At 64.4% G+C, this 13,159-nt stretch carries 10 protein-coding genes; 4 read left to right on the top strand and 6 right to left on the bottom strand.

Annotation, left to right across the window (positions count from 1 at the left end):
• Nucleotide 1: 1 nt before the first annotated feature.
• Nucleotides 2-1,882 carry an esterase/lipase family protein gene (locus AC54AG_RS08100; protein ID WP_496629975.1) on the top strand — a complete coding sequence of 627 codons (1,881 nt, stop codon included), beginning with the start codon at nucleotides 2-4 and terminating at the stop codon, nucleotides 1,880-1,882.
• Between the two features lie 6 nt (nucleotides 1,883-1,888).
• Here the strand turns inward: AC54AG_RS08100 and AC54AG_RS08105 are convergent, their stop codons facing one another.
• Nucleotides 1,889-2,704, bottom strand: a complete 816-nt coding sequence (locus AC54AG_RS08105) for an aminoglycoside phosphotransferase family protein (RefSeq protein WP_331776448.1) — start codon at nucleotides 2,702-2,704, stop codon at nucleotides 1,889-1,891.
• A gap of 172 nt (nucleotides 2,705-2,876) precedes the next feature.
• Between AC54AG_RS08105 and AC54AG_RS08110 the strand changes: the two genes are divergently transcribed.
• From AC54AG_RS08110 to AC54AG_RS08120, 3 genes are read left to right on the top strand one after another with little or no spacing between them, the layout of a single operon-like run.
• A complete protein-coding gene (locus AC54AG_RS08110) occupies nucleotides 2,877-3,290 on the top strand; it encodes a hypothetical protein (protein WP_331776447.1) in 414 nt (137 codons plus the stop codon).
• Nucleotides 3,291-3,299: 9 nt separating this feature from the next.
• Nucleotides 3,300-3,944 (top strand): hypothetical protein, encoded by a 645-nt coding sequence (locus tag AC54AG_RS08115; protein WP_331776446.1) that lies wholly within the window; start codon nucleotides 3,300-3,302, stop codon nucleotides 3,942-3,944.
• Nucleotide 3,945: 1 nt separating this feature from the next.
• Entirely contained in the window at nucleotides 3,946-4,626 is a 681-nt protein-coding gene (locus tag AC54AG_RS08120) for an RES family NAD+ phosphorylase (RefSeq protein ID WP_331776445.1), read from the top strand.
• 11 nt (nucleotides 4,627-4,637) lie between these two features.
• Here AC54AG_RS08120 and AC54AG_RS08125 read toward each other — a convergent pair whose 3' ends face one another.
• From AC54AG_RS08125 to AC54AG_RS08145, 5 genes are all read right to left on the bottom strand, one after another.
• A complete protein-coding gene (locus AC54AG_RS08125; RefSeq protein WP_331776444.1) occupies nucleotides 4,638-5,633 on the bottom strand; it encodes a response regulator in 996 nt (331 codons plus the stop codon).
• Nucleotides 5,634-5,646: 13 nt separating this feature from the next.
• Nucleotides 5,647-9,354, bottom strand: a complete 3,708-nt coding sequence (locus AC54AG_RS08130; protein WP_496629976.1) for a PAS domain S-box protein — start codon at nucleotides 9,352-9,354, stop codon at nucleotides 5,647-5,649.
• 346 nt (nucleotides 9,355-9,700) lie between these two features.
• Complete coding sequence (locus AC54AG_RS08135; protein ID WP_496629977.1) at nucleotides 9,701-10,159, bottom strand: GNAT family N-acetyltransferase; 459 nt, start codon at nucleotides 10,157-10,159, stop codon at nucleotides 9,701-9,703.
• A gap of 16 nt (nucleotides 10,160-10,175) precedes the next feature.
• A complete protein-coding gene (locus AC54AG_RS08140; protein WP_070302650.1) occupies nucleotides 10,176-10,544 on the bottom strand; it encodes a hypothetical protein in 369 nt (122 codons plus the stop codon).
• Nucleotides 10,545-10,618: 74 nt separating this feature from the next.
• Nucleotides 10,619-13,078, bottom strand: coding sequence for a TonB-dependent siderophore receptor (locus AC54AG_RS08145; RefSeq protein ID WP_496629979.1), 2,460 nt, complete (start codon nucleotides 13,076-13,078; stop codon nucleotides 10,619-10,621).
• Nucleotides 13,079-13,159: the final 81 nt, after the last annotated feature.

Below are 13,159 nucleotides of genomic sequence, written 5' to 3' on the forward strand. Positions count from 1 at the left end.
CATGCGGGCCACGCTGATGCGGCGCCTGCGCCTGGGCGCCCTGCTGTGCGCGGCGGCGCTGCTGAGCGGCTGCGCCGCCGTCACCGTCAGCTCCATTTCACCGGCCGACTATCTGCAGCAGCGGCGCGGCGACATCCTCACCACGGGCAAACTGAGCGCCTCGGCCAGCGAGGTGCTGCGCATCATCGGCAGCGACATCGCCGCCTGCGAAGCCAATACGGGCAGCTGCCGCGCCGACCTGGCCCGCTCCGAACTGCTCAGCGACGAGCAGCGCCTGGCCACCCTGTCCGAATTGTGGCTGGAAAGCGCGCTGGCGGAAGAAAAACAGGGCGGCCATCCGAGCGCCGAAACGCTGGCCGCATGGCTCGAATCGGCCCGCTACGCGTATGCCTACCTGTTCTACACGACGCGCACGCCGGGCCAGCGCGCCTTCGAGGAACGCCAGACGCAAATCCGCGACTACTACAACTATGCCGTGCAAAAGGCCGTCGGCAATCTGTTCCGCCACCGCGGCGAGTACCGGCCGGACGGCAATGTGATCCGCGTCGCCGGCTGGCAGATCGACAGCGAATTGTCTGCCCTGCGCCTGCCCGACGACGGCGCCCTGCCCGACGAACTGCTGCCGGCCACCTCGCTGTCGTTTTCCGGCCTGCGCAATGTGTACCGGCGCGACGGCTTCGGCGCCGACCTCGTGGCCGTCATGCCCAAGCCCCGGGCGCCGAAAGGCGAGTATGTGCCATACCAGGAGACGCGTTTCCCCGTCGTCACGGCGCTGATCCGCTTCGACGGCAACAGCCTGCAGGAGGTATTGGCCACGCAGCAGCTGCTGGTGATGCTGGTCGATCCGACGCGCAGCGAATCGACGCGCATGGCGGGACAGGAACTGCCCGTGGCGGCCAATTTCACGGCCGGCTATGGCCTGTGGCTGGCCCGCTCCGGCTTCGGCGTGCAGGCGTTGCGCACCCTGTTCGGCAGCGCCGACGGCATTTCGCGCCCGCAGGTGCACCTGATGCAGCCCTACGATCCGAACAAGCGCACCATCGTCATGCTGCACGGCCTGGCCAGCAGCCCGGAAGCGTGGATCAACGTGGCGAATGAACTGATGGGCGACGAACAGCTGCGCCGCCGCTACCAGATCTGGCAAGTGTACTACCCGAGCAATGCGCCGCTGGCCGCCAACAACGCCGCCATCCGCAAGGCGCTGAACGCGACCCTGGCGCAGTTCGACCCTGCCGCCAAGGCCGACGCGGCCAACGACATGGTCTTGATCGGCCACAGCATGGGCGGCGTACTGGCGCGCTTGATGGTCTCCGACGCCAGCAACACCCTGCTCGACGCCATCACGGAAGAATACAATTTGAAGGGCAAGAAGGCGGAAAAAGTCCGTGCGGGACTGGCCCCCTATCTGAATTTCACGGCCATGCCGCAGGTAAACCGCGCCATCTTCATCGCCGCGCCGCACCGCGGCACTTCGTTCGCCAACCACAAGGTGGCGCGCTGGATCGCCAACCTCGTCACGCTGCCCATCACCATGCTCGACCAGTTGTCCGACGCGGCCGGCAGCCTGGCGCAGCTCGACACGGGCAGCAGCGAGCCGCTGCGCATCCCCAACAGCATCGATAACCTCAGCGACAAGGACCCGTTCGTGCGCCTGGTAGCCGACCTGCCCATCAGCCCTAACGTGCGCTACTACTCCATCATGGGCAACGACACGCCAGACCTGCCGCTGGCGGAATCGAGCGACGGCGTCGTGCCCTACGCCAGCGCCCACCTCGACGGCGCACAGTCGGAAAAAGTCATCCCCTCGTGGCACAGCGTGCAGGAAAGCCCGCAGGCGATTCTGGAGATACGGCGGATTTTGCGGCTGGCGGACAGCCCTTAAACGCCATCAAGCCAAGGCAGCCAGCGCAATGCGGGCCACGGCCAGCGCCGTCTCCGGCGGTGTGCCATCCTCCAGGTGCCAGGCGGCCGATAGGCCGGCCCATGCGGCCACCCACGCCAGCAGGCGCGCGCGATCAAGGCCAGCTTCACGGGCGATCAGCGCCACCTGCCGGTCCAGTCGGCCCGGCGCCGTCGCCATCGCCGCATCCGGATTGCACAGCACATTGGCAAAGTCAAACCCCCGCTCACCCACATAACCTTTCGGATCGATGGCCAGCCAGCCGCGCGCACCGCCATCAAGCACATTCTCGTGATGCAGGTCGCCATGCAGCACGACGATATCTTGCGGCGCCGTCAGCAGTTCGCGGGCCACGCCGTGACAATCCGAGAACACGCCGCCGTGCAGCGGTGCGGCGGCAGCCAGCGCGGCGAAACAATCGGATAAGGGCGGCAGCGCCGGCGCCATGGGCCGCGCTGCATGCAGGTGCGCGGCCACCGCGCACAGGATGCGCGTCGCAGCCGCATCGCCCGCCTCGTCCGAGCGCGACAGCCCGGTCAGCGAACGAACCGAAATCACCCGCTCCAGCAGCAGGACGTCATCATCCGGGGACGCAGCCAACACCTGTACGGCCCCGTCGCCATCCCACCAGCGCAGCACGGCGCCAGCACGCCGTTCATCGTCGCCAGTCGACAGCTTCAGCATGGCCGGCTGGCCACCGTGCAACACGGGCAGCAGGCATGCCGCGTGCGTGTGCAAGGGCAAACCATCGGCTTGCAACGACCATTGCCGAAGAAAGTCGGCAATGCGGTTCTGGAAATCCATGGGTAATCCTGTGATGACGGTCAGGGCGCCACTATAAACGAGATGTGGAAGTGCGGGCAGATTAGGCCGTGCGGATAGTCGACGGGACTTACGATCTTGCCAATGATAAAGTTGCGAAACATAAGAATCTTGTATATGATATTCCTTATTACACTTGCGCACAGAGATCATCATGACCGTATTGCCGCCATATGAACTGTTTTCCGCCATTGAACGGCAGGCATTGAAAAATGCTTTCGAACACTTGCGCGTACTCGATACTATCGAGCAGGAAAGTGGCGTCCTGGCTCAGGTCAGGCAAGCACGTCTTCGTGCAGTGCAATCGATGCAGCGCTTTCGCGAGAGCTACCTGCGGTTTTTTGAAGCAGTAACGAACGCCAGAATGACGACGGAAGGTTCTCGCCTCAAGCATATAGTGCAGAAGTACTACATGCGACTGCTAATCAAGCGCGACAAAGATCGCTTGCTCGTGGCGACATTGCAAAAACTGCTACATTGCGTACCGACTCAAGGCCTGGTGCTCTCCGGGCGGGTTTGGCGAATTACAGCAACGCATCCTTCGATCGCACCACCCGCCTTTGCCTGAGGAAACAAGATGACACCGAATCTGGATTACGGCGTTCTGACGCCCGAGCATCGGGAATTGACAGACAACGACCTTCGGGTGATTGAACAATTCTCGCAGCTCGTAGCCGCGCGCTTCGATATCTTGGCGCAAGGTCCCGAGCGTAGCCACATGATCGATCTGGCCAAGCGTGCGCTGAATGAAGCACGCGCTTCGCTTGGGGCCACGCCGTCTGCGATACCGGTCCAGCTTCCCGTGTCAAAACTCAAGGTTTCGGATGTGATCGAACAAGGATGGGTGGCGCTTTCGCAAGCGTCGCTGTATCGCGCGGTGGATAGCAAGCGGTTTTATTGCGTGACACCCAAAGGGCGCAGTATCGGCAAGGAGTTTCCGGCTTGGCAATTTGTCCAACCGGTGCCAGAACTGATTGCGCCAGCGCTCGCCATTCTTGCCGACCAGCCGAGTAGTGAAATCCATGCCTTCTGGATCAGCAGTGCCGACGAATTCGACGAATTATCGCCAGCAGAGATGCTTGCAGGAAAATCGTTCGAAACGCGGGCCGAGGTACATCCCAGTCAGCAAGCGCTGCTGGATCTGCCGGCACGCGAGAGGGTTCGCAAGGTTATTGCGGCGGCAACGTGGCAGCACAGGGGCATGGCCGATATCATAGGCTAGCATGGCGCATCAACTGAGAGAAACACCCGTCCCGCCAGAAGTGGCGGCACATCTGCCAGCGCTCGAATCGCTGCGCACGGAATTATTAAGCAATATCGTCACCATTCAATCGGGCCAGCCCCTGGTACGCGCAGCGTGGAACGCGGCATCCATCTGGCCTGCAAAGGTCGAACGCACGTACCGCTTCGGCCCGCCTGCCACGCTGGCCAACGCCGACGGCTTCCCCTATCACTGGGTCTATATCGCGGAAGATACCTGCACGGCTGCCTGGGAAGCCCAGCTTTGCCGCAACGACGTCACGCGCCCGGGCACGTTTTACATCGCGCACAGGGCGGAACAAGCGCTGATCGCGACCTTGTCATTCAGCGCCCCGCTGCAATTGCTCGATCTGACAGGGCTTGCCGCCAGCCGGCTCGGCATTTTTGACCAATTGCGCAGCCCCGATCACGGCTGGTGCCAATGGCTGGGCTGGCAGCTGGATCAGATCATTGCACAGGAAGCCGGCGCGATTCACGGTTTCATGTATCCATCGCGCCGCCAGCCCGGCAAACTTGCGTATGCCATTTCATCGCGCCACATGGCAACCTTGGGCCAGACCATGGCGTGCTCACAGCTGGCATTCGGCGACAGCGCTGCGTATGCACAGTTGCTGGCCGATCGCCTGCGCGTGGATCCGCCCTGAGCTGAGATTCCCTATACCGGCTCGCGCCACTTGTCCTTGATCTCCAGCATGGCTGGCAGCTGTTCCACGAACAGCGCCAGCAGCTCCGGGTCGAAGTGCGTGCCGCTGTCGCGCTGCATGGTGGCGATGGCTTCGTCGATGGTCCAGGCGCGCTTGTACGGGCGTTCGCTGGTGAGGGCGTCGAAGACGTCGGCGATGGCGACGATGCGGCCTTCATGCGGGATTTCCTCGCCCTTCAAGCCTTGCGGATAGCCACTGCCGTCCCATTTCTCGTGGTGCGTCAGGGCGATGGTGCGCGCCATTTTCAGCAAGCCGCTCGCGTGCTCGCCGATGATGGCCGCGCCGATTTCCGCGTGGCGGCGCATGACTTGCCACTCGTCCGCATCGAGCTTGCCCGGCTTTTGCAGGATGGCGTCGGGGATGCCGATCTTGCCCACGTCGTGCATGGGCGCCGCATTCAATAGGTCTTCCGCCCTGCCCGCGCTGTAGCCGGCCGCGAGCGCCAGCTGGCGCGCGTAATAGCTCATGCGGATGACGTGCATGCCCGTCTCGTTATCCTTGTATTCGGCGGCCTGGCCCAGGGTCTGGATCACCTGCAGGCGCGAGCGGCGCAACTCCTCGGCGTCCACCAGCGACAGGTGCGTGCGCACGCGGGCGCGCACGATGGGCGGGCTGACGGGTTTCGTGATGTAATCGACGGCGCCCGCGTCAAAACCGTCCGCCTCGTCCTTCACGTCGCACAGGGCGGTAACAAAGATGACGGGAATGGGCGCGGTGGCCGGCATGGCCTTCAACTGGCGGCACACTTCATAGCCTGTCATCGCGGGCATCATGATGTCGAGCAGGATCAGTTCGACGGGGTTGTTCTGCGCCAGCTCCAGCGCCTTCTCGCCATCCTTGGCGTACAGCAGGCGGTAATCGTCCTGCAGGATCTGGCGCAGCACCTGCAGATTCGTCGCTTCATCGTCGACCAGCAGCAGGATCGGTTTGTCTTCGTGTAAGGTCATCGTTAGCCCAATATCAGGAAAGGTCGGCCGGCATAGGCGTTTCCAGCCACGCCAGCAGCTGGCGCAGCACGTCCGCGGCGCGCGCAAATTCAAAGTCGTCGATGGCGCTGGCCAGCGCCTGCAGTCGCTGCTGCTGGCCGTGCGGCGCCAGCATGGCCGCGATCTGCGCCATCAGGGCGTCGTCGAGCTGCCCGCCTTCCAGGCTGGCGATGGCTTGCCGCAGCAACGCGCCAGCGGCGTCGGCATCGAGTGGCGCGCCGGCAGCCGGCGTACCCACTGCCACGGCCGGCATGCCCGATTCTTCCAGTTCGCCGGCCAGCGCCATGAAGGCGGCGGCCAGCTGCACCAGCAATTCGGTCGCCGGCAGCTGGCGCGCGATCGCCTGTTCGATGCGGCCCAGCAGGCTTTCGACCTGCACCAGGCACAGGTTGCCCGCAGCGCCCTTGATACGGTGCAGCAAATGGCCGGCCACGCTGCTGCCGCCGCGTTCCAGTTCGGCCGCCAGCATGGCGGCGCAGTCGCCATTGGCCTGCACGAAGCGGCCAATCGCCCGCTGCAAGGCTTCGCGGCCGCCCCACAGGGCGATGCCGCGCTGCCAGTCGACCTGGCCGGCGGCCGCACGCGCCGCCGCGCCGGCCGCCGGCGGCGGCATGGACACGGCGATATCGAGCAGGCGGGCGATTTCCGCCGTCAGCTTGTGCATTTCCAGCGGCTTCGAAGCAAAGCCGTTCATGCCTGCCGTCTGCGCGGCGCGCCGGTCCTGTTCCAGCACGCTGGCCGTCAGGGCGATGATGGGCGTCGCCTTCAAACCCTGTTCGCGCTCATGCACGCGGATCAGACGCGTCGCTTCCAGGCCATCCATGCGCGGCATCTGCACGTCCATCAGGACGACATCGAAGCTGCCCTTGCTGAACTCGCGCACGGCGCTCTCGCCATCGCTGGCGGCGATCACCTGGTGGCCGGCCGCGCCCAGGCTGATCAGGAGCAGCTCGACGTTCTGCGGCACGTCGTCGGCCGCCAGGATGCGCAGCGGCGGCAAGGCCACCACGGGCTGCTCGCTGCGGCGCGACACGGCCTTGCCCGGCGCCAGCGGCAGCAGCACGTGGAACACGCTGCCCACGCCCAGGGTGCTTTCCACCGTGATGGTGCCCCCCATCAGCTCGACCAGCTGCAGCGAAATCGTCGTGCCCAGGCCCGTGCCGCCAAAGCGGCGGCTCATCGAGGAATCGGCTTGCGTGAAAGGAGCGAAGATTTTGTCCAGGCGGTCGGCCGGGATGCCGATGCCCGTGTCGTGCACGGCGATATGCACCTGCTCGCCCTGCATGCCGACGGCCACGCGCACATGGCCCACTTCCGTGAACTTGACGGCGTTGCCGATCAAATTCGTCAGCACCTGCTGCACCCGGCGCGCGTCGCCCAGGAAGAACTGGCCCATGCCGGGATCGACATCGACATGCAGCACGAGGTCGCGCGCATGCGCCGTGATGCGCAGGGACGCGGCCACGTGGTCGACCAGGTCCGGCAGCGAAAAGTCCACCAGTTCCAGCTCGGTCGCGCCCTTTTCCAGCTTGGCCATGTCGAGGATGTCGTTGAGCAGTTCGAGCAGCGAACGGGCCGACTGGCGCACCGTACCCAGGTGGCGGCGTTGCAGGCTGTCCAGGGCAGTCCCCAGCAGCACTTCCGTAAAGCCGATGATGGCGTTCATCGGCGTGCGGATTTCATGGCTCATGTTGGCCAGGAAGCTGGTCTTCGATTCGGCGGCCAGTTCGGCGCGGTCTTTCGCCGCGCGCAGGTTTTCCTGCATGGCGCGCCGCTCGCTCACGTCGGTGGCCAGCTTGACCACCTTGAACGGCTTGCCGTCCGTGTTGAAGATCGGGTTGTACGAAGCTTGTATCCACACTTCCTTGCCATGCTTGCCGATGCGCTTGTACTCGCCCGTATTGAATTCGCCCTGCGCCAGGTGCTGCCAGAACGCGACGTAGTCGGGCGAGGTTACGTAGCCCGGCTCGCAGAACACGCTGTGGTGCAGGCCCAGCACGTCGTCGAGCTGGTAGCCGGTCAGGTCGAGGAAGTTCTGGTTGGCCGCCAGGATGCGTCCCTGCAGGTCGAACTCGGCGACGGCCGTCGCGCGCGAGATCGCCGTCACCTTGCCTTCGTATTCCGCGTTGCGCAATTCGCTTTCCGTGATATCGAGGATGACGCCGTCGATCCAGCGCACCACGCCGTCGTTATCGAGCACGGGACCGCTGCTTTCGCGCACCCAGCGCTCGCGCCCGTCGCGGTGGATCATGCGGTAGACGTTCTCGAAATCGCGCCGTTCGCCGGCCGCCTGCACGCAGGTGTCGTTGACGCGCTGGCGGTCGTCTGGATGCACGAGGTCGAACAGCCTGACCCGCCCTTCGGCGAAGTCCTGCGGCAGCCAGCCCGTCAGGTTGAAGACGGCGTCGCTGATGAAGATCATCTTCCATTCGGGCGCGAAGCTGCAGTGGAAGGACACGCCTGGGATATTGCGGATCAGGGTGCGGTACTGGCGCTCGCTGTCTTTCAGCGCCTGCTCCATGCTGCGCGACGAGCGCATGTCCGTGACAAACGCCACGAACAGGGGCTGGCCCGGCGTATCGATCTTGCCGATCGCCACGCGCATGGGCAGCACGGCGCCATCCTTGTGGCGGCCATCGAGTTCGCGTCCGCTGTCGAGGATGCGCGAGGCGCCCGTTTCCAGGTAGTCGCGCAGATAGCCTTCGTATTCGGCCGCGTCGGCCGGCTGCAGCAGCACGCTGGCGTCGCGCCCCACGATCTGCGCTTCGCGCCAGCCGAACAGGCTTTCCGCGGCGGGATTGAAGGAGCGCACCTTGCCTTGGCCATCGATGGTGATCAAGCCATCGGCCGCCGTATCGACGATGGCGCGCAGGCGCGATTCGCTGACGCTGGCGTGGCGCAGCAGCTGGCGATAGCGCAGCAAGCCGTTCGCGGCGGCCACGAAGACGGTCAGGGTGACAGTGATCAGGGCCACGGCCAGGGCCACGAACGAAGCTTGCACCGTAATCGTGTTCTCGCCTGCCGTGGGCGTGCCGGAAAAACGCGCCGCCAGCATGCCTGTGTAGTGCATTCCGGAAATGGCCAGGCCCATCACCACGCTGCTGAGCAGCAAGGATGCCAGCGGGCTCAGGCGCTGGCGCATGGCGCTCAGGCCGAAGCGTACCCACAGCGCCAGCATGGCCAAGGTCACGGCCACCAGCAGCGACAGGGCGAACAGCCAGGGTTCGTAGCGCAGGGCCAGCGACGTCTGCATGGCGGCCATGCCGCTGTAATGCATGGAGCCGATGCCCACGCCGACGAGCACGCCGCCCACCACCAGTTGCCGCCAGTTGATGCTCGGACGCGCCAGCAAGTGCAGCGCCACCCACGAAGCGGCCATGCCAGGCAGCATCGACAGCAGGGTCAGGCCAGGGTCGAAGGACACCCGCGTGCAGATGTCGAAGGCCAGCATGCCGATGAAGTGCATCGACCAGATGCCGCCACCGAGCGCGATGGCGCCCGTGATGATGGCCGTCTGGCGCTGAAAGCCGCGCTCGCTGCTGCGCGCCATGCCGGCGATCTGCAAGGCCATGAACGAGGCAAAGACGGCGATACCGATGGAAAACAGCACCAGCCACGCATTGTGCGTGCCATAGATGTACTGCATGGTATCGGTCGATACGGCAAAGATGGAACTAAACATACTGTCGTGGCATAAGAGAGTGAAACCTAACGTCGCAAAACATGACGGCACACCGCGCGCCGTCGCCAGGCTTTTTACTAAAGCGGCAATACAGCGGAAATGACAACGGTAGCAGTCGACCAGGGCAAGGCTCGGTCATCACGCCCGCGCCTGCCGCGCGGGGGAAAGGTGCCCGTTCAGAGAGAACAGGCGGAATGCGTACGAACTCTGGCGCGGATGTCTGGCCGCCAGCGTGACGATGATTTTTTAAAGAGCCACGAGTATAGTTGCTTTGCGAAAATATTCATAGGACTTCAGCAATATAGTTGCCAAAAGAAAACTATTCTGCGGCCGCGATGCGACAGGCTCAGGAAAGCAGGCGCTCGGCCATCATCTCGCCATCGCCGTCGAGCCCTGTTTCGACGAAGCCGGACTGCGCATACAGTTGCCGGGCACGCGCGTTGGCGGGCACGTAGTATAGCACCACCCTGCCCGCCCCGCGCGCGCGCATCTCGGCCAGCAGCAGGGCCAGGGCCGCCCGGGCAAATCCCTGGCCCTGCCACGGCGCCGCGATCATCAAGCGGTACAGCACGTGCGTATCCTGCCGCCCCGTACTGCCCGGCAGCGCATACATGGCAAAGCCGATCAGTTCGTCGCCGGCATAGATGGCGCGCGGGTGCATGTTGGCGTGACTGGCGGCCAGCGCCAGCGACTCGGCATTGCTGGCAATAAAATCGCGTTGCGCCGCATGCAGCGGCAGCCCGATGACGGCCTCGGCGTTGGCGGTGCACACGGGACGCAGGGTCAAGGCAGCGATGCCGGTCATGCTATTTTCATTGCGCTCAGGCGTTCTGCCCCAGCATGCGGCGGAACCATGCCAGTTGCTCGCGCGTCAGGTAATTGGCGCCATCGCCGTGCAGGATGACGATTTCGATCTCGGCGGGAATCGAGGCGACCAGTTGCGCGCCCGTCACGGGAATCTTCGGAAACGCGATGCCGGCCAGGAAGGCCAGGTCTTCCGCTACCGTCACGCACTGGCGTTCGGGATTGGGCGACGGCACGAGGAACAGGTCGATCTGCTCGCTCTGCCCGCCGATAACGACGTGCAATTGCGCGGCCAGCAGTTCGGGCAGGATCAGCTCGATGTTATTCTCGGTGCGCGATTGCTGGAAAGCGCTTTTCAGGGGGGTGAGGACAGGAGTAGCGGTCATGGCAAAGTGAAAAGATAAAGACGGCGGCAGTGTAGCAGAGGCGCCGCAAGGGACGCGCTCTGCTGGCGCAACGGCTACATCTTGTAGTGCAAGGACAGCAGCACGCTGCGCGGCGCGCCGTAACGCTCCAGCCCGCCCGACCAGGCATAGCCAAGCGCCTGGTAGTAGCGGCGGTCGAGTACGTTGTCGATATTCAGGCGCAGCTGCAGCTGCTCGCTGATGCGGTAGCCGGCCGTCAGCCCGACGATGGCGTAGCCGCCCTGCCGCGTCAGGTAAGCCGTGTCGCGGCGCTCAATCTTGTCCTGCGCATAGACGGAGGCGCCCACATTCCATTGCGCCAGGCTGCCACCCAGCTGTACGTTCGTCATCAGCTTGAACAGCTGCTTCGGTTCGTCCGTGGCGATGCGCTGGCCGATATTCGCCGCCACGCTGTCCTGCGTGTACTTGGCCAGTACATAGGTGTAGCCGCCCGCGATCTGCCAGCCCGGCAATGGCGAGCCCGACAATTGCAGATCGACGCCTTCGCTCCGCACCTGCCCGGCCGCACGGGCGCAGTAGATGGCGCCGCCCGTGGGACAGTTGAGCTCATCGGCCATGGCGCGATTATTCTGCTTGATGCGAAACAGCGCGCCGCTGGCATTGAGCCGGCCGCCGAAATACTCGCCCTTGACGCCCACCTCCAGGTTGGTGCCGCTCAACGGCGGCAAGGTGTTGCCACCCACATCGAGTGAACTTTGCGGCTCGAAAATCTGCGTGCCGCTCGCATACACGGAGTGATGCCGGTCCACATCGTAGACGAGGCCCGCGTAGGGCGTGAATTTCGCATTTTCCGTCAGGCCGCGGCGCCAGGCGGGATTGGTGGCATACCAGCCCGTGACATCCTGCGCATACCAGCCAAAGCGCCCGCCCAGCACCAGGCGCAGCGGATCGGCCAGGCTGAAGTTGCCGGCCGCATACACACCCTTCTCGTCCGTCTTGCGGCCCCAGTTGTAGGGCTCGAACGGCGCGCCGCGCATCGGGTAGGCGTAGGGATTCCACTGGCGGATATCGATCACGCGCGTGGCCGCGCCTTCCCAGCTCTGGCCCGCGTCCGAATCGTCGTGGCGGTAGCTGGCGCCGACGATCACGTCGTGCTTGCGGCCGAACCAGGTGACGGGGCCGCTCAGGCGCCAGTCGGCCACGACTTGTTCCGTGTTGTACTTCCAACCCGTTTCCGACTGGCTCAGCTTGTATATTTCGCCATCGATGCGGCTGTTGGTGGTGTTGCGCGTGCTGGACGAGGCATCGATGCGCGTGATGGCGAAGCGGCTGCGCCAGCCCTGCTCCAGCTTTGTTTCCAGGTCGGCGAAGACGACGTTGTTGTCGCGCTTCTGGAACGAGTCGGCATTGTTCAGGAAGGTAGAGCGGGGCAATTCCATGTGACGGCCGTCAAGCATGGTCGGCAAGCCGACAAACACGCCGTCCGTGCGGCTGTGCTGGCGCGAAAAGCCGATACCGGCCGTGGTCGACGGCGTCAAGTCCGCCTCGACGATCGCATACACGGTGCTGTTCTTGTTGTTGACCACATCGACGAAGCTGTCACTGTCGCGCCAGCTGGCCGCCACCCGCCCCCGCACGCTGCCCGATGCGTTCAGGGCATTGCTGGCGTCGACCGTCAATTGCTTGTCCTTCCAGCTGCCCAGGTGTGCCGAGGCGTTCAGCAAGGGCGTGGCCGTGGGCCGCTTGCGTATCATGTTGATGCTGCCCGAGGGCGCGCCCGCCCCTTCCATCAGGCCCGTGGCGCCGCGCACCACTTCCACCCTGTCATACATCAGCATGTCGGCCGAGACGTTGCGTTCATTGAAACCCGTGACGTCCAGCGGCAAGCCATCGACGTTGACGTGGCTCAAGGCAAAGCCGCGCGCGAAATACGTGGTTTCCTGGTCGGACACGCCTTGCGTCTTGCCATAGATGCCAGGCGTGGCGCGCGCCACGTCCTGCAAGGTGGTCAGATCGAAATCTTCCATTTGCTGGCGCGAAATGACGCTGACCGTTTGCGGCGTGTGGCGCTGCGACAAATTCAGTCCCGTGGCCGTCGACATATTCCTCGACGTGTATAAACCCGTGCCTTCCGTGGCGCGGTCCGCCTCGGCGCTGACGACAACGGCCGGCATGCTGGCCAGGCCGCCATCGGCCATGTTGGCATTGATCTTGCGCAGCAGGTAATTGCCATTGCCGCCGTCTATCGCTTCCAGGCCGCTGCCCTGCAGCAGTTTTTGCAGGCCGGCCGTGACGCCATGGCGCCCCTGCAAACCCCGCGTCACCAAGCCGTCGAGCGCCACACCCTGGGTGGACAGGTTGATTCCGGCGGCGATGGCAAACGCGGGTAAGGCATCGTGCAAGCTGCCGGCGGGAATGTTGTACTCGCGCACGGTGGCGGCCCGGCTGACCTCGGCGGCCTGCGCCGTTTGCGGCAAGCTGGCGCCGGCCGCGCCCACGGCAAGCAACAGGACCAGCGCGGCGCGCACGGCGCCGGTGGTGGGATGGAGCGTCAAGCGTGCTGCTGTAAAGTTACGGTGCTGCAAAGCCATGTGGACCCTTTCGATGGTTCGGATTGTTCGTTGTCTACCTTGTAT

Source organism: Janthinobacterium sp. BCJ23 (assembly GCF_059617945.1).